The organism is Halomonas sp. 18071143 (assembly GCF_019211725.1).
In the GTDB taxonomy this organism is placed as follows: domain Bacteria; phylum Pseudomonadota; class Gammaproteobacteria; order Pseudomonadales; family Halomonadaceae; genus Vreelandella; species Vreelandella stevensii.
This window is the reverse complement of sequence record NZ_CP078120.1, coordinates 3538002-3559017: the sequence shown is the minus strand read 5'-3', so window position 1 is coordinate 3559017 and position 21016 is coordinate 3538002. Positions and strand designations below refer to the sequence as shown.

Below are 21016 nucleotides of genomic sequence, written 5' to 3'. Positions count from 1 at the left end.
GCTTGGGGGATCGGCGTGTTGGCTGGCATCTCGCTACTGTTTGAAGGCTCGTTACACCTCCTCACACTGTTTATCCCGCCTTATTCATGAGGGCGCTGGCTGAGAGGATTGTCAGCCCTCGCTGCCAACACCGGCCCACCGGCACCGCGTTGGCAGCATGAGAATCCGCTGCCATATGCAAAAACAGCGCATTTTTCCGTTATGTTTACAACCTACAGGAATGGACTGCCCTCATTCGTGCAGCCGTCATCATCAGCCGAGGTGGGGCTGCTGTACGCATGGATCGGTGGTGGTATCGCCGACGAGTCAGCTCAGCGCGGTCAGCTTCGGTAGCCCCTTCAGCAAGGCAGGCCACCATTTGTCAGCTGCATCGCCGAGGTGAACGGTGATGCGCCGGGCGTGCAGCGTCAGCGTGCCAGCGACCTTGAGTACCTGCTCGCGCATCCGGCTCAGACTCCAGCCCTGCCGGGTCTGATGCACCAGCAAGCAGCGCAGGCCATGCAGAACCTGATAGGCGTAGAGGCTCAGCAGCAGGCTCACCTCGTTGCGGGCCATGACATCCTGGACCGTGGAGGCCCCGCGATCCGTCGACGACAGGTGCACATCCAGCGCCGATTTCACCTCGCCCATGTGGGCCTCGGCGCTGCCGCGCTTGCGATAGAGCGCCAAAATCTTCTCCGGCGGCCAGTCGAACTTGCCGAGGTTGGTGACCAGGAAGAAGGCATGCAGCAGCAAGTCATCGGGGCGCTCCTGCACGACCAGCACCACGCGTCGTGGCGCTGGCCAGGAACCGGCCTGGTACTCAAGGTCATGGCACCATTCCCGAGGCTGTTCGGGCGGTCGGCCGCGGGGCCGCTTCAGGTAGGGCGCCGCCAGTGTCTGCAGGCCCTTGTGGCTGCGCAACCGGCCCAGATACTCGATGTCGCGCGTTTCCAGGGCCTCCAGCGTGTCGTTGTCGGTGAATCCGGCATCAATGCGCACCCGAACCTGAGCGCCGGTGCTCTCGTTGAGCCGCCTCACCAGATGGGGGATCCAGGTGTCGGCGTTCTCGGCCGGGCCGGCGTTGCCCTCTCGTAGCAGGCCGCCCACCATGTCACCGGTCTCGGCCAGCGAGGCCACCAGCGGCGAATAGATCCGGGTGCCGTACAGGCCATGATAGGCCGAACCGCCCTGGTGGCCGTGAACCTCGATCGGCAGGCCGTCGATGTCCGGCGTCAGCTGCCTGGACAGCGTGGCTTGAGACGGCCGGTCCTGGGCTAGGGGCGTCAGCCCCCGCGCATCGCTGCAGGCCAACTGCCAAAGCGGGTCACGGCGCAGCGTGTCGGTATCGCTGAGATCGATCCAGCCCATCGCACGCTGCAGCACCAGGGTACGCAACTGGCTGGCCAGCGAATGACGGATGCGCAGCGGGTGGCGTCGATCGACCAGATTGTCTTCCAGCGCCTCGATCACGCCGCTGTTGTCGAGGGCTTCACGCAGCAGCAGGGCGCCGCTGTCGCTGGTGGTGCGCTGGCCGCTCAGCTCGATACGGACAGAGCCGTTGCACGAGGGCGTCCAGGTGGGTAGGCTTTCACCCATGGCGGATGGCTCCCTTGGATCAGGTTCTTGGCGGAACACACTGATTTTTCAAGAGCCTGAAAGTGTTGTTTTAATTGCAACGAAAGAGCGCCCTTTCCACGCCTGGAGACGATTCTGGTGACGCCTATGACCCTTCTCGATAAACGGGTCTTCTACCTGTTGGAAAGCAGTCGCTGTGGGCATCTATAACGCTAAGCGACTTGACTGGTAGGAACGAGTACCAGAAAACGTTGGGGTTGTTGCATCAGCTGATGCCCAACAGCCAGCTTTGCGTCATGCCGACCAAAGGGCATTGCATTCACATGACCCACCCGGACGCCGTCGCCGAGCAGGTCATTCGCTGGCTGAACAAAGCTGCCTGAGCGATGGCCCAGGCGGCTTTGCCATCACTTGACGGGCTTGGACGCCGCCAGCGTATAGAGGAATTCCAGCCCTAACGTGGCGGCAGCCAGCGAGGTGATGTCGCCGTGATCATAGGCCGGATTGACTTCCACCAAATCCATGCCCACCAGCTCCATGCCGACCATGCCGCGCACCACCTTGAGCATCAGGTCCGTGGAGAGACCACCGCACACGGGGGTGCCGGTGCCGGGCGCAAAGGCCGGGTCGAGGCCGTCGATGTCCAGCGTCACGTAGGCGGGATGATGACCTACCCGCGCGCGAATGCGCTCCAGTACCGCCGCCGGGCCGTGGTCGTTCACCCAGTCGGCGTCCAGCACCTCGTAAGGGTGGTTGTGGCGGTCATAGCTGGTACGAATACCAATCTGCAGTGAATGCTCCGGGACGACCAGGCCTTCCTTCAGTGCATGATGGAAGATGGTGCCGTGATCATAGCGTGTGCCTTGCTCGTAGGTGTCGGTGTGGGCATCGAAATGAATCAGCGCCAGCGGGCCGTGTTCACGGGCATGGGCGCGCAGCAGCGGCAGGCTGATGTAGTGGTCGCCGCCCAGCGTCAGCATCTTTTTACCCGCTTTCAGCCAGCGCATGGCGTGGCTTTCCAGGTTGTCGATCAGGCTATCCGGTTCGCCGTAGGCGTAGTCCAGGTTGCCTGCATCGCAGACCCGCAAGCGCTCTTCCAACGCAAAATCCCACGGCCAGCGCTTGCCTTCCCAAATCAGGTTCGCCGTGCTTTGGCGAATCGCATTAGGCCCCATGCGCGTGCCCGAGCGTCCGGAGCAGGCCAGATCAAACGGCACACCGCTGACCACGACCTCGGCGTCGGTAGCGCTTGGGTCGGTGGCTTTGGGTACCCCCATGAAGGTGGAAATAACATCACCAAACAGGCTGGGCATGATGTTCGATGGGGTCACCTGACGTGTACTCCTGTGGTGTGCAGCAAGAAGGGGGGCTGGCAAGCACGGGCGGGGTGGCCCGAAGAAGCGCGACGATAAGGAATTTTTGGAAATGAATGAAATGAATATTTAGAATGAAATCATTCATCTCATGGATAGTTTGCTCTCATGCGCTCGTTACGCCATTTTGACCTGAATTTGCTGCTCGTCTTCGAGATGCTGATGCGCGAGCGCCATGTCACCCGTGCGGCGGAAAAGCTCCATTTGAGCCAGCCCGCCCTGAGTCATGCGCTCAAGCGCCTGCGTGAAGCGCTGGACGACCCGCTGCTGGTGCGTTCCGGGCAAGGGCTACAGCCGACCCCTCGTGCCTTGGCACTGTTGCCGGTCGTGCATCAATCCCTGGCCGCCCTGCAGGCGGGTCTGGCGCCCCCCGCGACCTTTGCGGCCGCCACCAGTACGCGGCACTTCACCCTGGCCACCACGGATTATTTCGAGGAGGTCATGTACCCGGCGTTTTTGAGCCAGCTGCTGCGCAGTGCGCCCGGTCTCAGTTTTTCGATAGAGCTGATTACCCCCGACGTGCTGAACGAGGCGCTGGAGCAGCGCCAGGTGGATATGGTGGTGGGGCTGGATTACCAGGACACGCTGCCGACGGGGGTGATACAAACGCCGTGGATGGATGAGGAACTCGTCTGCCTGGTGGCCTCGGACCATGCCGGCGTGGGCGAGGGAGTGGACCTGGAGCAGTTTGTTTCCCAGCCCCATGTGGAGCTGGCCGATATCAGCGGCCTGCGTCCCAGCAGTATCGATAGCTGCTTGGTACAGCACGGCTTGACCCGACGGGTGATCTCCAAAAACCTCAACTATATTGCCGCTGCAAGAGTCGTGGCCTTGACGGAGGCCATCATGACGCTACCACGCCAGATGGCCGAGCGCTTTGTCACCATGTTGCCGGTTCGACTGGTGGAACCGCCGAAAGAGCTTCCCCTCTTGAAAATGACCCTGATACAGCATGGTCTGTATGTGAACGCGCCTACCAGCGTCTGGCTTTACAATGAACTTGTCGCCTTTGCGGTCAAGCACGGCCTCAAGAGCTGACCCGGTATCGCCCGTGGCTGTCCAGCCAGTGCGTTTGCCAGCCGCCTTGGCTACCTGATGACGTGATCTGTTCATTGAGTGCCGACCTATCCAATGGCAGCCGATGTAGAGGCTGTGTTGCCCCTGCCAGCAGGCTTTGCCACTGCGTCATCAACGCGGCAAGAGGCGTTTCGGGGGGCAGAGCCACGGGGGACAGAGCGTCATCGAACCTTTGCCACAAACGATCCGTGATGTCTGCCAGCTTGGTGTTGGCGGCGGTGGGGTTGCCAGTGGTTTGGATGACGTAACCAAGGGAGCAGGGCGCTCCATCGCCGCGGCGTACTGCGGCCACGTATCCCAGCGAGTGTTCATGTCTGGCTTGCTGAAAAAAGGCGGCGCTGTGGCACTGTTCAGCCTGGGCGAGTAGCCAGCGTTGGGCAGGTGTGCCAAGCAGGCTCAGCGTGCGCATGATCGCCGTACTGGCTGGGATGGTGTCGCTGGTAGCCTCTTTGGAAAGTGCTGCGTCTTCACCCCATGACTGGCGGGTCAACGATTCGAGAGCCCGCTCCAGCTCATCACTTCCGTCTGCCTGGGAAAGCCACAGAGCCGGGGTGTCGGGCAACGACACCAAGCGTTGTAACAACTGCTGGGCAAGCAGGCCGTGAGCGGGGGCACTGGTGGTCAGGCGTGCTGATGCCAGTAGCACGCCCATCCTGGCTACCGCGCTGCTGCCTACGGTCATCACCCAGCTGCCTTGCGCCAGACTTTTCTGGTGAACGGTAACCCCCTGCTGAGCAAGCCGTTTTTTGACCAGTGGTCCAAGGGTAATCATGGCCTTGGGTATAAAGCAGGCAGCCCAGGCGGTATCGGCAAGCGAGGGAAAGTCATCGTAGACGCCGTAGTGGCCGCACCAGCGCTGGACGCTGGTGACCCTGACCGGGTGTGTCTCTGCCGACAAGCTCTTGCTCGGCGACGAGACGCGAGGCACCAGAAAGCGGGCCCTGCAGGAGGCGAACGTGTATGCCGACGATGTTGCGGAGAACCTGCGCGCCAGTGCCTGATGACGAGCGTGGCTAAACCAGGCGGGTGCCAGTGCTTCGCTGTGGGTGGGCGGTTGCCATAGTGACGAATCCTGATGTGGTTGGGCAGCCAGCAGGCTGTTCAGGCGCTTGCTCAGCACCATGGCCAGCGCTTCCCGCTGAGTCGTGTCGAGGTAACCGTCGAGTTGCAGATGAAAGGTATCCGTGGCGCCACTGGGCGCAGCAGTGGCGCAGTAATCGCTGATCGTAGAGGGAAATTGATCGATCAACAGTCCCTGGTTGACCGTATCGGCCAGGTGCGTCAGGGCGAAAAACTGGCGGTACGAGAGGTGTGACGGCAGTGGCCAGAGTAGCGCCATCCCTTGCGGTGCTCCATCAGCGGCGGGTATGTCCACCTCTCGCCTGCTGCCCCAGCGAGATGTCATTGCCAACGCCTCACCCCCTTCGGTGGATGGCTTGAACAGCAGTGCCATACGCTGAACCAGTGCCAGCATGGGGCCGATGCCCCAAGGGCTAACCAGGGTAATACTGACACGACCCGCGTGGTAATGGTGGTGGTGAAACGCTGACAGCGCGTCATGCAGCCTGGACAACGCTTGCCCCAGGGTTTGAGCGTTGCCGTGTCGGCACCCCGCGCCGATATGCTGCGGGTCGGCTAGTGCGGAAAAGGCTGCCAGCTTGCGCATACTGGCGCTGGATTGGCGTGCCTGCCATTCGGCATCAATGGCCGCGACTTCACGGTGTATGACCGATAGTGGCATATGCGGTATGGCGACTTGGGTCGCCACCATCAGCCCCGCCTGTTCAAGCAGGTCGAGGGGAATCGTAAAGTGAATGTCGGTCACGTGATCGTCGGTTCGAGCGTTCAAGGTGCCTTGATGCTGGGCAAACCACATCAGCAGGCTTTTGTTGCCACAGGCTGCCAGCGGTGCCGTGGTGAGCACGTGCTCCAGCAGGTGCGCTAGCCCCGCCCAAGGAGAGGGCTCATCCAAATAGCCGGCTGATATGGCGATACTGGCATGCGCACGGGCCAAATGGGGGGCATGTGCCACCGTAGCGTTCACGCCGTTGGCAAACGCTTGGTGAGTTTGACGAAGGCTCAGCTCAATCACAGCCCTGACTGCCCAGGCACTGTCGATAGAACGCCGCTTCCCGGGCCAGCATGGTCTGGCGGGCGTGAGGGTGACGGATGCCGTGGCGTTCATTATCGAACAGCAGGGTTTGCGCCTCGCCCCCATGCTGCTCGATATGCCGCGCCATGGCATGGGTCTGCTCCGGCACCACGACGGCATCTTTGCCTCCCTGGATAAACAGTGCCTTGAGTGGCCGGGTACAGTGTGCCACCTGAAAGGCAGGGCTCCGCTGAGCGAGTTGCGTCGCATCGCCGATCAGCCAGCCCAGGTAGCCGGACTCGAAGCGGTGGGTCTGAGCTGCTAAGGTTAGCGCGTCGGTGACGCCGTAAAGGCTAGTGGCCGCTGCAAACAGCCGCGAGGCCGCCAAGGCATTGAGGGCGGTAAACCCCCCGGCGCTTTGGCCGCGAATGAAGCAGCCCTGGGGGGCGATGGGGTAGCGCTGGCAGGCCGCTCGCACTAGGGCAACCACGTCCTCGGTATCGCTGATGCCCCACCGGCCCGCCAAACACTCCCGGTAACGGCGGCCGAAGTTGCCACTGCCTCTGGGGTTGATATCCAGCACGTGAAAGCCCTGCTGCTGCCAATAGGCAACCAGTGGGTCGTAAACCGGGTAAGTGGCGGCGGTTGGCCCACCGTGAACGCGCACGATGAGGGGGGCATCGTCATCGCTACGGGTTGGGTAGAAAAAACCGTGCACGGTTTCACCGGCGTGGCCCACCGGTGCTTCCAACCACTGGGCGGTGGCCGTCGTCAGTGCCAACGGCGGCTGCCCTGCGAGGCAGCGGCGTGAGCGGTGCTCGTCAAAACGCATCAACTGGGCACCGGCACCAGCGCTTTGCACGATGGCGTAGTCACCATGCTCTGCCACGACGATGCTCGCCACGCGGCCGGGTTCGTCCAGTAGGGCCTCTTCTCGCCCGCTGCGGCGCCGGTAAAGCTGCGCCGCGCCCTGGCGCAGCTGGCAATAGAGCTGCCTGTCGTCTCGCCAAGCGTGCTGGTGCTCGCCCAACTGCCAGGGGGTGGTGATATGGTCGACCGGCGTGCTGCCAAGGCAGCGTGGGGTCGTCAAGTTCACCTGCCAGGGTTGCCACCAGCCTGCGTGGTCGCTCATGCAGATCAGCGCGTTATGGGGGGCAAACTGCGGCTGACTAACCGCTGCGCCAAGGTCCCGCTGCTGATCATTTTCAAGCTGGCCGTGTGACGTCAAGGTGGCGGTGTTGAGCTGGCTGCGTTGCCAGGGCATATGTGGCAGCGACCAGCTGACCCAGGCCAGATAGCTACCGTCATCGCTGATCACGGGGGCGCCATAAAAATCGCCACCTTCATGAATGACCTGACGCCCCTGTGACGAGACCGCCACCAGTCGTTGGCCGTGCGCATCCTCTTCAATGGCGATGACGCGTTCACGCTCAGGGTCGGCACACAGCCCACCGTAGGCCCGCTGGGCGTGCTGCTGCCAGCACTGAGCAGTGCCGTTCGGGGATCGATACATGAGTGCCTGGTCGCGCTGGCGCACCCAGGCAATGCCGCCCAGTAGCGGTACATGGCTGCCGCCGCCGTACTGGTTGACGCGGCTGCCAACGGCTTCTTCTACAAGGCAGTGAGGCGGGGCGCTGTCATCGGCAAGCCACTGCCACAGCTGCATCTCCCCTGTGTTGGGGCAGCGGGCCAGCCAGTAAACGGCTTGAGCGTCGCATTGCAGCTCGGCGAGGGTATCGGTGGGCGCCGCTGCTTCGGCCAGGGTTAGCTTCATTGCCGGTGGATCAACTCTGCTGTGGCCGCCTGTAAACGCTTTGACTGGCGGGCGTTGCGGGGGATGAGCGTCGCCTGATCGTCGGTGGACGGGGCATTGTCGGCCAGCAGGTTCTGGATCAACCCATGGTCAGGCGAGTATTGGCACACCGGGTCAGTGGCGTTCATGTCGCCCGTCAGCAGATAGGCCTGACAGCGGCAGCCGCCGACGTCTTTATCGCGCTTGTCACACTGCTGGCAGAGCGTTGGCATCCACTGGGTGCCGCGAAAGCGGTTGAAGGCATCGCTTTGGTACCAGATGTCTTTTAGCGGTGTTTCCTGGGCATTGGGAAATGCCATGGGTAGGTCCCGAGCGCTATGGCAGGGCAGCACGGCGCCGTCCGGAGCAACGGTCATAAATATGCTGCCCCAGCCGCCCATGCAGGGTTTCGGCGTCTGTTCAAAATAGTCTGGCACCACAAACAGTAGCGACATATCGCGCCCCCTTGCTGCCAGGGATTCCCGCCAGCGGTTGGTTTCCGCCTCGGCGCGTGCCAGCTGCTCCCGAGTGGGCATCAGCACTTGGCGGTTCAAAAATGCCCAGCCGTAATATTGGCAGTTGGCCAATTCCACTGCATCGGCACCCAGCTCGTCGCAGAGCGCGATCAGGTCGCCAAGTTGGTCGATATTGTGCCGATGTAGCACGACATTCAACACCATGGGGTAGCCTGCCGCCTTGACCGCTTTGGCCATGGCTAGCTTGTTGGCATGCGCTTTGGCGGAGCCGGCCAGCACTTGGGCGAGTTCCGGGTCAGCGGCTTGCAGGCTGATTTGAATATGATCCAAACCTGCCTCTGCCAGGGCATCTACACGCTGGTTGGTGAGTCCAACGCCTGAGGTGATCAGGTTGGTATAAAAGCCGAGCTGGTGTGCTTCACTCACCAGGGCTTCGAGGTCCTGACGAATCAGAGGTTCGCCACCGGAAAAACCAAGCTGAACGGCTCCCATGGCGCGTGCCTGACGCAGCACGTCGACCCATGCCTCGGTATCCAGCTCGTTCTGATAGCGGGTGAACGCCAGCGGGTTCGAACAGTAGGCACACTGCAGAGGGCAGCGGTAGGTGAGTTCCGCCAGCAGCCATAAAGGGGGGGAGGTGGCCTGTGGGGCGTGATTAACCATGCTGTACTTCCCTGACGGCTAGCCAGCCATTGCTGCGAGCCTCATCGAGAAACTGCACGACATCGTCGGCCAAGGTTTCCGCTTCCGGATAGCGCTGCTGTAGTGTGGCGATAATGGCTTCGACGCTCTGCTGTCCATCGACCAGTTGAAGAATCTCTCCTGCTGTTGCGCTGAGTTTTACCATGCCTTCCGGGTACAAAATCACGTGACACTCTTGGGCGGCTTCCCATTGAAGCCGCCAGCCGCGTCGCAATTGGAAAACGTCCAGGTGTGAGGAGGTGGCTTGCTGCAACATGATGAATCTCCCAAAACCTAATAAGTGGAGCGCTCCAGCCCTCGATGGTAGACCGCTTCCTGGGTGACTGTGTGGTAGGGTGGGCGGCCAAGCTGATAGGCCATGGTCATGGCGTCCAGCATGCTCCACAGCACATCGAGCTTGAACTGCAGGATCTCCAGCGCCCGCTGCTGAAGCGCCGCGGTGGTGCACACGCTCAGGGCAATTTCCAGCCCGTGATCCACATCTCGGCGAGCTTCGCTCAAGCGCTTGCGGAAGTAGCGGTAACCCTGCTCGTCTATCCAAGGGTAGTGCTTGGGCCAGGTATCCAGGCGGTTCTGGTGGGCCTGGGGGGCAAACAGTTCCGTCAGCGAAGAGATAGCCGCCTCCTGCCACGGTGCGCTGGCCACGAAGTGGCGGTAGGCGTCCACCGCAAAACGCACGCCCGGCAGCACATGCTCCTGGGACAGTAGCGCCTCACGTGATAACCCTACCGCTTCGCCCAGGGCCAGCCAGGCCTCTATACCGCCTTCATTCTCCTCATGACCATCGTGGTCCAGCAGGCGCTGTACCCAGCGCCTGCGGGTGGCCGCGTCGGGGCAGTTGGCGAGTAACGCGGCGTCTTTTTGGGGAATCATGAGCTGATAGTAAAAACGATTGGCTACCCAGCCTTGCAACTGTTCCCGAGTCAACTCGCCCTCGGCCATTGCTTGTTGGAAAGGGTGGTGGAGATGGTAATACTGCCCTTTACTCAGCAACGCTTGCCGAAACGCCTCTGGACTTAGCGTGACGGCAGGTGTGCCGGGCGTTATTGCCGATAGCGTCATGATCGACCTCCTGGTTGTCATCATCATGAGCGGTACGTCTAAAGCGTAAACTGCATACCGTCATAAGCGGTTTCAATGCCAGCGGCCTTGAGTGTTTTGGCCTGTTCGCTGGCGCGATCCAGAATCGGGTTGGTGTTGTTGATGTGGATCAGCATACGCCGAGTCTGGGAGGGGAGTTCACCCAGCAGCTCGAGCATTCCACCGCGGCCGTTGAGTGCCAGATGGCCCATCTGCTGACCGGTAGAGGTGCCCACGCCCAATGCTTGCATCTCATCGTCATCCCATAGGGTGCCATCCACCATCACCACATCTGCCGCGTTTAAAAAGCGCATGGCCAGCGGGGTGGGGTTACCCAGCCCAGGGGCGTAGCAGAGCGATTTGCCGCTGCGCCGATCGACGATATACAACCCAAGGTTATCGCCACAGGAAGGCGAGCCGCGCCGCGGTGAGTAGGGCGGGGCGTTGCTGTGCAGTGCAAACGCGGTGAGGGTAATATCTGGCAGAAAGGGGATCGTGAACTCGGCGACGTCGCGATCATCCTCCAGGTCTATCGGCTGCCAGCGTAGCCCACCCCAGTGCTCCAGCATGGGAAATAGGGGAAATCCGGAGGAAAGGTCGCGGTGCACATTGGGGGTACACCACACATCCAGAGGGCAGCCTTCTCTGAGCGATAGCAGCCCTGTGACGTGATCTATCTGCGCATCGGCCAGCAGCACGCCGCTGATGCCACTGCCCCGCAGCTTGCTTGGCCATAGTGCTGGGTTGGCGTTGAGCTGGGCGCGAATGTCTGGCGAAGCATTGCATAGCAGCCACTGCTTGCCGTCCACACTCAGCGCGATGGATGACTGAGTGCATGGCACATGATCCTTACTGCCTTGGCGCGCGTGGTAGCAATTCGGACAGTTGCAGTTCCATTGTGGGAATCCACCGCCTGCGGCCGCACCGAGTACTAACACATGCATCGGTTGTCCTTAAGAGTCATCGTGAGGATTCAAACCTCTACCCGGGGTCGGGTAGAGGCTGGTGGGGTAGGGGAGCCTGCTAGCGAGTGGAAATGTAGAGCGTGACTTCAAAGCCTAAGCGGACATCCTGATAAGAAGGTTTTTGCCACATGGGTAACTCTCCTGTGCTGGGTAATAGCGTATCGACCCTAGTCACTGTAGTTAAACAACCGGGTTGCATCAAAGGTTGAATGGCCACTGGCGGGCCTGGCGTTAGATCCTAAACTGCTAACGAGCAACGCCATGGCGTTGCCATGACACGACGGCGTACCCGCTTCTGAGGTTGGCAATACACGGGGAGAGGCGTGCGCAGGGCGGGCTAACCAGGGAGAACGCGTGTGAAAATAGGCGCACCAAAAGAGAGTGCTAAAGGCGAGGCGCGGGTCGCGCTGACGCCGGACAGCGCACAGCAGCTCCACAAGCTGGGCCATGAGTGCCTGGTAGAAGCGGGTGCGGGGGCCGGAGCCGGGTTCAGTGATGAGGCGTACCGGGCGGCTGGCGTCACCGTGGTCGAACATGCCGAGGCGCTATGGCAAGAAGCCGACGTGGTCGTCAAGGTACGTGAGCCCTCCGAGCAAGAGGCGCAGTGGCTGCGCGAAGGCCAAACGCTGATCGCGTTCTTCTGGCCAGCCCAACACGCAGCGCTGCTGGAAACCTGCAAAGCCCAGGGCGCCACCGTGATCGCCATGGACATGGTGCCGCGTATTTCTCGGGCCCAGAAGATGGATGCGCTCTCTTCCATGGCCAACATTGCGGGTTATCGGGCGGTGATCGAGGCGGGCAACAATTTTGGCCGCTTCTTTACTGGCCAGGTGACCGCCGCGGGCAAGGTGCCCCCTGCCAAGGTGCTGGTGATCGGGGCGGGCGTGGCGGGGTTGGCGGCAATCGGTACCGCTACCAGCCTGGGCGCTGTGGTGCGTGCCTTCGATGTGCGCCCGGAAGTTTCCGAGCAGATCGAGTCCATGGGCGCCGAGTTTCTGTTCCTCGATTTCGAAGACGCCCAGGACGGCGCGGAAAGCGGTGGCTATGCCTCGCCCTCCAGCCCTGAGTTTCGGGAAAAGCAGCTGGCATGTTTCCGCGCGCAGGCGCCCGAGGTAGACATCGTCATCACTACGGCGCTGATTCCCGGCAAACCCGCGCCCAAACTGTGGTTGGACGACATGGTGGCGGCCATGAAACCCGGCTCGGTGATCGTCGATCTGGCCGCCGAAAAGGGCGGCAACTGCGACCTCACCCAGCCCGATGCGCGCGTGGTGAGCGATAACGGCGTGGTGGTGATTGGCTATACCGACTTTCCCTCACGCATGGCCACCCAGGCATCGCTGCTGTATGCCACCAACATTCGCCATATGCTCAGTGACTTGACGCCGGAGAAGGATGGCGTGCTCCACCACAATATGGATGATGACGTGATTCGTGGGGCCACGGTGACCCACCAGGGGGAAATCACCTTTCCGCCACCCCCGCCCAAGGTCAAGGCCATTGGCGCGGCCAAGCCAAAGAAGAAAGAGAAGCAGCCCTCGCCGGAAGAGAAGAAGGCCACCGAGCAGGCGGCCTTCAAGGCACAGACCAAACGCCAGGTCGGCCTGTTGGCGGCAGGCGGTGCCGTGATGCTGCTGCTGGGGCAAGTCGCGCCAGCGTCGTTCATGCAGCATTTCATCGTCTTCGTGCTGGCCTGCTTCATTGGCTTCCAGGTGATCTGGAACGTGAGCCACTCGCTGCATACGCCTCTCATGGCGGTGACCAATGCCATTTCCGGGATCATCATCCTGGGGGCCATCCTGCAGATGGGGTCGGGGAGCGGAGTGGTGAGCGTGCTGGCGGCGATTTCGGTACTGATCGCGTCTATCAATATCGTGGGTGGCTTCCAGGTGACACGCCGGATGCTGGCCATGTTCCAGAAATCCTGAGCGGCGGAGAAACGATATGCTAGGACAAGGGTTCGTATCTGCCGCGGCCATTGCGGCCAGCGTGCTGTTCATTCTTTCGCTGGGTGGGCTGAGCAACCAGGAAAAGGCCAAACGTGCGGTGTGGTACGGCATCGTCGGGATGGCGGTGGCGGTACTGTTCACCGCCTTCGGCCCCGGTATTGGCGGCTACGGGTGGCTGATCCCGATGATGGTGATCGGCGCCGGGATAGGGATTTACGTGGCGGGCAAGGTCGAGATGACCGAAATGCCTCAGCTGGTCGCGGCGCTGCACAGCTTTGTCGGGTTGGCAGCGGTGTTCGTGGCCTGGAGTGCCGACCTGGAGCGTCGCCGGGTGATGGCCGCGCGGGCTGCCGATGGCGTGATGCAGGAGTTTTCTGCGTTTGCTGCGCTGGTGGCCACCAAGGCACCGGATGAGCTGACCTTTCTGCAGATCGAGGTCGTGTTCGCCATCTTCATCGGCGCGGTGACCTTTACCGGCTCCGTGGTGGCCTTTGGCAAACTGGCTGGCAAGGTGGATGGCAAACCTCGCCAACTGCCCGGTGGGCATAGACTCAATGCCGGGGCGGCGGCGCTGTCGCTTTTGCTGGCGATCCTGTACCTCAATGGCGCGGGCTTCTGGACACTGCTCCTGCTGGCGGCACTGGCGTTCTTCATTGGCTACCACCTGATCATGGGCATCGGCGGGGCGGACATGCCCGTGGTGGTATCGATGCTCAACAGCTACTCCGGCTGGGCGGCGGCGGCGGTGGGCTTCACCCTCTCCAATGACCTGTTGATCGTGACCGGGGCCCTAGTGGGCTCCTCCGGTGCCATTCTCTCCTACATCATGTGCAAGGCGATGAACCGCAACTTCATCAGCGTGATTCTGGGGGGCTTTGGGGGCACTCAGGGGCCTGCCGCCGAGATCGAAGGCGAGCAGGTGGCCATCGATGCCAGCGGCGTTGCCTCGGCCTTGAACGACGCCGACAGTGTCATCATCGTGCCCGGGTACGGTATGGCCGTGGCGCAGGCGCAGGCGGCGGTCAGCGACCTGGTACGCAAGCTGCGCGCTGCGGGTAAAACCGTGCGCTTTGCGATTCATCCGGTGGCTGGGCGTTTGCCGGGGCACATGAACGTGCTGCTGGCGGAAGCCAAGGTGCCCTACGATATCGTGCTGGAAATGGACGAAATCAACGACGACTTCGCCACCACCGACGTGGTTATCGTCATCGGCTCCAATGACATCGTGAACCCTGCCGCCGAAGAGGACCCCAATAGCCCCATCGCGGGCATGCCGGTACTCAAGGTGTGGGAAGCCAAGCAGGTGTTCGTCAGCAAGCGTGGCCAGGGCACCGGCTACTCGGGCATCGAGAACCCGCTGTTCTTCAAGGAGAACACGCGAATGTTCTACGGCGATGCGCGGGATAGCGTGAATGCCTTGCTACCGCTGGTCGAAGGATGAGTGACGCCAAAAGATGAACTCGGGGAGCCCATGGGCTCCCCGATTTGTTGGCGGGTGTTGATGAAGATCGTGACATGCACTTGATAGTGGCTATCTTGGAAAGAGATGATGGAGCGCGTCCGATGCCCTAGGCATTGGCACGCTTGAAATGATTTCCAATAGTCGAGAGCTATTGAATTGGTCAGAAAATGCAAATTGTGGCTATCGGCAAGGTGCTATAAAACTGTGACACATCAATAATGCATCCGAGGCGCCAGCAATCATCGTCTTTAGCGTGGATGCACGGCACTTGTTCCCTTGGTCATTCCAAGGCATAGAGCAATAAGGGAGAGAGCTATGAGCGGTAAATGTCCTGTCATGCATGGCGGCAACACATCGACTGGTACTGCCAATAAGGATTGGTGGCCGGAAGGTCTGAATCTGGATATCTTGCATCAGCAAGACCGTAAATCGGACCCGATGGGCGCAGACTTCAACTACCGTGAAGAAGTGCGCAAGCTCGACTTCGACGCACTGAAAAAAGACGTTCATGCGCTGATGACCGATAGCCAGGAGTGGTGGCCCGCTGATTGGGGACACTACGGTGGCTTGATGATTCGTATGGCGTGGCACTCCGCAGGCACCTACCGCATCGCCGATGGCCGTGGGGGCGGTGGCACTGGCAGCCAGCGCTTTGCGCCGCTCAACTCCTGGCCGGACAACGTCAGCCTGGACAAGGCGCGTCGTCTGCTGTGGCCGATCAAGAAAAAGTACGGCAACAAGATCAGCTGGGCCGACCTGATGATCCTGGCAGGTACCGTGGCCTATGAGTCCATGGGTCTGCCCTCCTACGGCTTCTCGTTTGGCCGTGCGGACATCTGGGAGCCGGAAAAAGATATCTATTGGGGCAACGAGAAAGAGTGGCTGGCGCCCTCCGACGAGCGCTACGGCGATGTCGAAAAGCCCGAGACCATGGAAAACCCGCTGGCGGCCGTTCAGATGGGGCTTATCTATGTGAACCCGGAAGGTGTGAATGGCCAGCCCGACCCGCTGAAAACCGCCCAGCAAGTGCGTGAAACCTTTGCTCGCATGGCGATGAACGACGAAGAAACGGCCGCGCTGACGGCGGGTGGCCATACGGTGGGCAAGGCCCACGGTAATGGCGATGCCGGTGTGCTGAGTGCCGAGCCCGAAGCGTCCGATGTCGAAAACCAGGGCTTTGGCTGGAACAACCCGCATATGGACGGTAAAGCCAGCAAGGCGGTCACGTCGGGCATCGAAGGGGCGTGGACGACCAACCCGACTAAATTCGACATGGGTTACTTCGACCTGCTGTTCGGCTACGAGTGGGAGCTGAGAAAGAGCCCCGCCGGTGCCCACCAGTGGGAGCCGATCGATATCAAAGAAGAAGACAAGCCGGTCGATGCCACCGACCCTTCCATTCGCCATAACCCGATCATGACCGATGCGGACATGGCGATGAAGGTGGATCCGACGTATCGTGCCATCTGTGAAAAATTCATGGCGGACCCGGAGTACTTCAAGCAGACCTTCGCGAAGGCCTGGTTCAAGCTGACCCACCGCGACCTGGGTCCGAAAGCGCGCTACATCGGCCCGGAAGTACCGGCGGAAGACCTGATCTGGCAAGACCCGGTGCCCGCAGGCAGCACCGACTACTGTGAAGAAGTCGTCAAGCAGAAGATTGCGGCCAGCGGTTTGTCCATCAGCGATATGGTTGCGACGGCTTGGGACAGTGCCCGTACTTACCGTGGTTCCGACATGCGCGGTGGCGCCAACGGCGCGCGTATTCGTCTGGCACCGCAAAAGGATTGGCAGGGTAACGAGCCCGAGCGTTTGGCCAAAGTGCTCAGCGTTTACGAGCAGATTTCAGCCGACACCGGTGCCAGCGTGGCGGATATCATCGTGCTGGCGGGTAGCGTCGGTATCGAGCAAGCTGCCAAAGCAGCGGGCTACGATATCCGTGTGCCCTTCCTGAAAGGCCGTGGCGACGCAACGGATGAGTTGACCGATGCGGACTCTTTCGCACCGCTGGAGCCGCTGGCCGATGGCTTCCGCAACTGGCAGAAGAAAGAGTACATCGTGAAGCCGGAAGAGATGTTGCTCGACCGTGCGCAGCTGATGGGCCTGACAGGCCCGGAAATGACCGTGCTGCTGGGTGGCATGCGTGTGCTGGGCACCAACTACGGTGGCACCAAGCATGGCGTCTTCACGGACCGTGAAGGCCAGTTGACCAACGACTTCTTCGTCAACCTGACCGACATGGCCAACACCTGGAAGCCGGTGGGCAGCAACACCTACGAAATTCGCGACCGCAAGACCGGTGCCGTGAAATGGACCGCTTCTCGGGTGGACCTGGTGTTTGGCTCCAACTCGCTGCTGCGCTCCTACGCCGAAGTGTATGCCCAGGACGATAACGCCGAGAAATTCGTCAAGGATTTCGTGGCCGCCTGGACGAAGGTGATGAATGCGGATCGCTTTGACGTCGCGTAATCACTGTTAGTGCCAGCAAAAACCCCGCATCTCAAGATGCGGGGTTTTTGTATCTGCAGCCCTCGAGTCTTTACGTGCCAAAGTCCTTTCTGAGGTGCTCTGAACATGCTACGGCCAACAGACATATCAAGAAATCCTCTACAACGGATAATTGCGAAAAATCCTTTGCAGAGGATAAAATGCGTCTTATCCGCTAAAAGGGATAGATCCAAGGGGCCGTCCTGAGGAATCGTTCTGAGACATCGTTCTGAGACATAGCCATGAAAATTACCTCACCCGATATGCTGGCCAAGGCCTTGAAAGAAGCCCGCTCCCATAATGGCATGAGCCAGAAAGATGCCGCCGAACAGGTCGGTATCAAACAAGCCACCGTCTCCGCTTTCGAGAATCGTCCGGAAAAAAGCCGCGTTGAAACGCTCTTCAAACTGATGGCTGCCCTCGGACTAGAGTTACATGTGGCAAAGAGAGAGAGTAAGCAAAGTGAACAGGTGTGGGATGAGGAGTGGTAACCAGTGGCTAACCTGACGGTAGCACTCAACGGTATCGAGGTAGGCCGACTCAGCCTCGGCCGTTCCGGCGCCATGGCTTTCCGCTATCTGCCTGAATGGCTAAACCGCCCCGGCGCACGCGCTATTTCATTATCCATGCCGTTATCTTCGGCAAGCTATCGTGGCGCGGTGGTTTACAACTTCTTCGATAACCTGCTGCCCGACTCCGAGGCGATTCGCGCCAGAATGCAGGCAAAATTTCAGCTGGCGACCGGACACCCCTTTGACCTTCTCGCCGCCGTAGGTCGTGATTGTATCGGCGCTATTCAGCTGTATCCCGAGACAGACACCATACCCAATGTTCGACAGATCACAGCAGAGCCGCTGGATGAGACGGATATCGCGACATTGCTCAGCGGCTACCAAGAGTTGCCGCTTGGCATGCATCGTGATGGAGACTTCAGAATCTCGCTCGCCGGGGCGCAGGAAAAAATGGCTCTGCTTTGGCACAGGGAATGCTGGCATCGGCCATCATTTGCCACGCCCACCAGCCACATCTTCAAGCTGCCCATTGGGTTTCTCAGTCATAGCAATATCGACCTTCGCGATAGCAACGAGAACGAATGGCTATGCCTGAAGATTCTCGAGGCCTTTGGAGTGCCGGTTGCTAACGCCGAGCTGGCGCGCTTCGAACAGCATACCGTGCTGGTGGTAGCGCGATTCGACCGACGCTGGTCGAGCGACGGCAGCTGGTTGATGCGTCTCCCGCAGGAAGACTTTTGCCAGGCACTGGGCATTGCACCGGCACTGAAGTATGAGAACGACGGTGGGCCAGGTATCCGGGCAGGCATGGAATTGCTGATGGGCTCCCAGCAAGCCACGAGCGACCGGGAGAACTTCTTCAAGGCTCAGATCATGTTCTGGCTGTTGGCCGCCATCGATGGGCATGCCAAGAATTTCAGTGTGTTCATCGAGCCACAAACTGCTTACCGAATGACGCCGCTCTATGACGTTATTTCCGCCTATCCCCTCATGGCAAAAGGAAGCCTGCCCGAAGCAAAGGCCAGGATGGCGATGTCGCTGAAAGGAAAGAACCGCCACTATCACTGGTCGCGTTTCTTGCCACGCCACTTTCTCAGTACGGCCCAGCAGGTGGGGTTTTCTCGGCGGCGGACGCTGGAAATCATACAGAGCATACTCGCACAGGCTGACGCAGCCATGAGCCGGGTAGCGGCGCTGCTGCCGGATGATTTTCCTGACACCGTGAGTGCCTCCATCATGGAAGGACTGGGTCGACAGCTCAAGAGACTGGAAAAGGATATAGACCAATGACACCTGCTCCCTGTTCAGGTGCTATTCAGGCTTCGTCAAACCTTCACTCAACTGTCACGAGCATGACATGTTGCGCGCCGATGCTGCTGAGCAAGCCATATTGGCTGTTTCTCATATAAGCCAGCAAATGGTTAAGCCAGCAGTGGGCCGCTCATCAGGGAGATGTATCATGACGAAGAAAACCGTGGCAGGCAGTGTCGATAGCGTAATGGCTCAGGGGGATGAGCCGCTCAGCAACCGTTCCAGCAATGCCTATTTTGGCGATATTCTGGAGCGGCGCTTGAGCCGCCGAGGCGTCCTCAAAGGGGGGCTGGCAACGGTGATCGCGGGCCTGATGGCGACCAGGCTGCCGTTGACGCAAGCGCTGGCCGCCAATGCGGGCGCGGGTTCACCCACCATGGGATTCAACCCGGTAGGTATCAGCGCTGCTGATAACGTCGTGGTGCCTGAGGGCTATCGCGTGCAAAGCTTCATCCCCTGGGGAACGCCCATCACGGGCGATATGCCCGCGTTCAGCCTGGAAGCTTCCGGGGAGCAGCAGGCGCATCAGGTGGGCAGCCATCACGACGGCATGCACTTCTTTGCGCTGAACGGCAGCTCCACCGACGGCCTGTTGGTGCTCAACCATGAATACGTGGAACCACGCTTCTTGCACGCAGCGGCCAGTGGCCTGGCGCTGGACCGCAATGGCTTTCCTCAGCATGACGATGGCAGCCGCGATGCCGATCAGGTGATCAAGGAGATGAATGCCCACGGCGTGAGTGTCGTGCGCGTTCGTGCCAATGAGCAAGGCGAGTGGGAAGTGGTGCAGGATGCCCTGAACCGCCGCATTACTGCCCAAACGCCCATGCAGCTCTCGGGCCCGGTGGCGGGCACGGAGCACCTGATTACCCAGTACAGCCCGGAAGGCCTGATGACGCGTGGCACCTTGAACAACTGTGCCCACGGGGTCACGCCCTGGAACACCTACCTGGCAGCCGAAGAGAACTGGGCGGGCTATTTTGCCAACACGGATACCGACATCGATCGGCGCCAAGCGCGCTACGGGATCGAAACCCGCGACACCGGTCGTTATCAGTGGCACCGTGCCGATCAGCAGAGCGATCAGTTCAGCCGCTTCGATGCCAGTAGCCGAGGAGCCAGCCCGGCAGAGGACTTCCGTAACGAACCCCATGCGTTTGGCTGGATGGTCGAAATCGACCCGATGAACCCCGATTCCGTGCCGGTCAAGCGTACCCACCTGGGGCGCTTTGCCCATGAAGGCGTCATCTTTGCCCCTGCGGTGGAAGGGCAGCCCGTGGTGGCGTACTCCGGGGACGACTCCCGTTTCGAGTACATCTACAAGTTCGTTTCACGGCGCCCCTTCGACGCCGCGACGGCGGACGGCAGCCTGTTGGATGAAGGCACGCTTTATGTGGCCAGGTTCAACGATGATGGCAGTGGCGAGTGGTTGGCGCTGGCCCCTGGCCAGAGCGGCCTGACGCCCGAGAATGGCTTTGCGGACCTGGCGGATATCCTGGTCAATACGCGCAGTGCCGCCGACCATGTGGGCGCCACCAGGATGGATCGCCCGGAGTGGGGCGCCGTCGACCCGCAAACCGGCGACGTCTATTTCACGCTGACCAACAATACGCGCCGCGCAGAGGGCGACGAGCACCCCGCCAACCCGCGCGCCAACAACAGCTTTGGCCATATCATCCGCTGGCAGGAAGAGGGCACTCACGCGGGCGAGCGCTTTGCCTGGGACCTGTTCGTGCTGGCAGGCGACCAGGACGATAGCCGCGACCTGGCGGGCAATGCGCTGGTAGAAGACAACATCTTTGCCAGCCCCGACGGCCTGTGGATCGATGCCGACCGTCGGGTATGGATACAGACCGACATCAGCGAATCCGAAATGAACACCGGTATCTACGAAGTCTTCGGCAATAACCAGATGCTGGTCGCCAACCCGGAAACCGGCGAGATCAAGCGCTTCCTGACCGGGCCTGTGGGCCAGGAAATCACCGGCGTGGTGACCACTCCAGACCAGCGCACCATGTTCGTCAACGTCCAGCACCCCGGCGCCACCACCACCGAAGAAGCCTTTGCCGAAGGCCGCTTCACCAGCCACTGGCCGGAGGGCGGCAGCGCCATCCCGCGTTCCGCCACGCTGGTCATTACCCGTGAAGATGGCGGCATTATCGGCGCGTGAGTAGTGCTCTC

Annotated in this window: 17 protein-coding genes; 8 read left to right on the top strand and 9 right to left on the bottom strand. The window is 60.8% G+C overall.

Annotation, left to right across the window (positions count from 1 at the left end):
• Nucleotides 1-306: 306 nt before the first annotated feature.
• Nucleotides 307-1617 (bottom strand): IS1380 family transposase, encoded by a 1311-nt coding sequence (locus tag KVY02_RS16670; RefSeq protein WP_100731480.1) that lies wholly within the window; start codon nucleotides 1615-1617, stop codon nucleotides 307-309.
• Nucleotides 1618-1778: 161 nt separating this feature from the next.
• On the opposite strand from KVY02_RS16670, the gene KVY02_RS16665 reads away from it, so the two are divergent.
• Nucleotides 1779-1940: an alpha/beta fold hydrolase gene (locus tag KVY02_RS16665; RefSeq protein WP_198517497.1), complete on the top strand. Its 162-nt coding sequence runs from the start codon at nucleotides 1779-1781 to the stop codon at nucleotides 1938-1940.
• Nucleotides 1941-1964: 24 nt separating this feature from the next.
• On the opposite strand, the gene speB is transcribed toward KVY02_RS16665, so the two are convergent.
• Nucleotides 1965-2870: an agmatinase gene (gene speB / locus KVY02_RS16660; protein ID WP_081136031.1), complete on the bottom strand. Its 906-nt coding sequence runs from the start codon at nucleotides 2868-2870 to the stop codon at nucleotides 1965-1967.
• A 168-nt stretch (nucleotides 2871-3038) separates the two neighbouring features.
• On the opposite strand from speB, the gene KVY02_RS16655 reads away from it, so the two are divergent.
• Complete coding sequence (locus tag KVY02_RS16655; RefSeq protein WP_218313965.1) at nucleotides 3039-3968, top strand: LysR family transcriptional regulator; 930 nt, start codon at nucleotides 3039-3041, stop codon at nucleotides 3966-3968.
• On the opposite strand, the gene KVY02_RS16650 is transcribed toward KVY02_RS16655, so the two are convergent.
• The 7 genes from KVY02_RS16650 to pqqA all read right to left on the bottom strand — a co-directional run bounded on the left by KVY02_RS16650 (nucleotide 3958) and on the right by pqqA (nucleotide 11244).
• On the bottom strand, nucleotides 3958-6039 hold the full coding sequence (locus tag KVY02_RS16650) for an insulinase family protein (RefSeq protein ID WP_232710812.1): 2082 nt from the start codon (nucleotides 6037-6039) through the stop codon (nucleotides 3958-3960). The two genes, KVY02_RS16655 and KVY02_RS16650, sit on opposite strands and share 11 nt — an antisense overlap.
• 52 nt (nucleotides 6040-6091) lie before the next feature.
• On the bottom strand, nucleotides 6092-7873 hold the full coding sequence (locus KVY02_RS16645) for an alpha/beta hydrolase family protein (protein ID WP_100731483.1): 1782 nt from the start codon (nucleotides 7871-7873) through the stop codon (nucleotides 6092-6094).
• Nucleotides 7870-9030, bottom strand: coding sequence for a pyrroloquinoline quinone biosynthesis protein PqqE (pqqE, locus tag KVY02_RS16640; protein ID WP_100731484.1), 1161 nt, complete (start codon nucleotides 9028-9030; stop codon nucleotides 7870-7872). Before pqqE ends, KVY02_RS16645 begins: the two co-directional genes overlap by 4 nt.
• Nucleotides 9023-9325, bottom strand: coding sequence for a pyrroloquinoline quinone biosynthesis peptide chaperone PqqD (gene pqqD / locus KVY02_RS16635; protein WP_100731485.1), 303 nt, complete (start codon nucleotides 9323-9325; stop codon nucleotides 9023-9025). The genes pqqE and pqqD overlap by 8 nt, the downstream gene beginning before the upstream one ends.
• Nucleotides 9326-9342: 17 nt before the next feature.
• Nucleotides 9343-10131 carry a pyrroloquinoline-quinone synthase PqqC gene (pqqC, locus tag KVY02_RS16630; protein WP_100731486.1) on the bottom strand — a complete coding sequence of 263 codons (789 nt, stop codon included), beginning with the start codon at nucleotides 10129-10131 and terminating at the stop codon, nucleotides 9343-9345.
• Nucleotides 10132-10169: 38 nt separating this feature from the next.
• The gene (pqqB, locus tag KVY02_RS16625; RefSeq protein ID WP_100731487.1) at nucleotides 10170-11093 is read right to left on the bottom strand and encodes a pyrroloquinoline quinone biosynthesis protein PqqB; all 924 of its coding nucleotides are present in this window, start codon (nucleotides 11091-11093) and stop codon (nucleotides 10170-10172) included.
• Nucleotides 11094-11172: 79 nt separating this feature from the next.
• Nucleotides 11173-11244 carry a pyrroloquinoline quinone precursor peptide PqqA gene (gene pqqA / locus KVY02_RS16620; protein WP_100731494.1) on the bottom strand — a complete coding sequence of 24 codons (72 nt, stop codon included), beginning with the start codon at nucleotides 11242-11244 and terminating at the stop codon, nucleotides 11173-11175.
• Between the two features lie 226 nt (nucleotides 11245-11470).
• On the opposite strand from pqqA, the gene KVY02_RS16615 reads away from it, so the two are divergent.
• The 6 genes from KVY02_RS16615 (at nucleotide 11471) to KVY02_RS16590 (ending at nucleotide 21005) form a co-directional block, all read left to right on the top strand.
• Nucleotides 11471-13042, top strand: coding sequence for a Re/Si-specific NAD(P)(+) transhydrogenase subunit alpha (locus KVY02_RS16615; protein WP_100731488.1), 1572 nt, complete (start codon nucleotides 11471-11473; stop codon nucleotides 13040-13042).
• Between the two features lie 16 nt (nucleotides 13043-13058).
• Complete coding sequence (locus tag KVY02_RS16610; protein WP_039174945.1) at nucleotides 13059-14504, top strand: NAD(P)(+) transhydrogenase (Re/Si-specific) subunit beta; 1446 nt, start codon at nucleotides 13059-13061, stop codon at nucleotides 14502-14504.
• A 336-nt stretch (nucleotides 14505-14840) separates the two neighbouring features.
• A complete protein-coding gene (katG, locus tag KVY02_RS16605; protein ID WP_218313964.1) occupies nucleotides 14841-16994 on the top strand; it encodes a catalase/peroxidase HPI in 2154 nt (717 codons plus the stop codon).
• 260 nt (nucleotides 16995-17254) lie between these two features.
• A complete protein-coding gene (locus KVY02_RS16600) occupies nucleotides 17255-17503 on the top strand; it encodes a helix-turn-helix domain-containing protein (protein WP_218313963.1) in 249 nt (82 codons plus the stop codon).
• Nucleotides 17504-17506: 3 nt separating this feature from the next.
• Nucleotides 17507-18814 (top strand): type II toxin-antitoxin system HipA family toxin, encoded by a 1308-nt coding sequence (locus tag KVY02_RS16595; protein WP_218313962.1) that lies wholly within the window; start codon nucleotides 17507-17509, stop codon nucleotides 18812-18814.
• 169 nt (nucleotides 18815-18983) lie between these two features.
• Nucleotides 18984-21005: a PhoX family protein gene (locus KVY02_RS16590; RefSeq protein WP_218313961.1), complete on the top strand. Its 2022-nt coding sequence runs from the start codon at nucleotides 18984-18986 to the stop codon at nucleotides 21003-21005.
• Nucleotides 21006-21016: the final 11 nt, after the last annotated feature.

Coding starts and splice junctions, on each gene's coding strand:
- pqqC (WP_100731486.1), bottom strand. CDS start 10,131: ATGACGCTATCGGCAATAACGCCCGGCACACCTGCCGTCACGCTAAGT.
- KVY02_RS16600 (WP_218313963.1), top strand. CDS start 17,255: ATGAAAATTACCTCACCCGATATGCTGGCCAAGGCCTTGAAAGAAGCC.
- KVY02_RS16610 (WP_039174945.1), top strand. CDS start 13,059: ATGCTAGGACAAGGGTTCGTATCTGCCGCGGCCATTGCGGCCAGCGTG.
- speB (WP_081136031.1), bottom strand. CDS start 2,870: ATGCCCAGCCTGTTTGGTGATGTTATTTCCACCTTCATGGGGGTACCC.
- katG (WP_218313964.1), top strand. CDS start 14,841: ATGAGCGGTAAATGTCCTGTCATGCATGGCGGCAACACATCGACTGGT.
- pqqD (WP_100731485.1), bottom strand. CDS start 9,325: ATGTTGCAGCAAGCCACCTCCTCACACCTGGACGTTTTCCAATTGCGA.
- KVY02_RS16655 (WP_218313965.1), top strand. CDS start 3,039: ATGCGCTCGTTACGCCATTTTGACCTGAATTTGCTGCTCGTCTTCGAG.
- KVY02_RS16590 (WP_218313961.1), top strand. CDS start 18,984: ATGACGAAGAAAACCGTGGCAGGCAGTGTCGATAGCGTAATGGCTCAG.
- pqqE (WP_100731484.1), bottom strand. CDS start 9,030: ATGGTTAATCACGCCCCACAGGCCACCTCCCCCCCTTTATGGCTGCTG.
- KVY02_RS16645 (WP_100731483.1), bottom strand. CDS start 7,873: ATGAAGCTAACCCTGGCCGAAGCAGCGGCGCCCACCGATACCCTCGCC.
- pqqB (WP_100731487.1), bottom strand. CDS start 11,093: ATGCATGTGTTAGTACTCGGTGCGGCCGCAGGCGGTGGATTCCCACAA.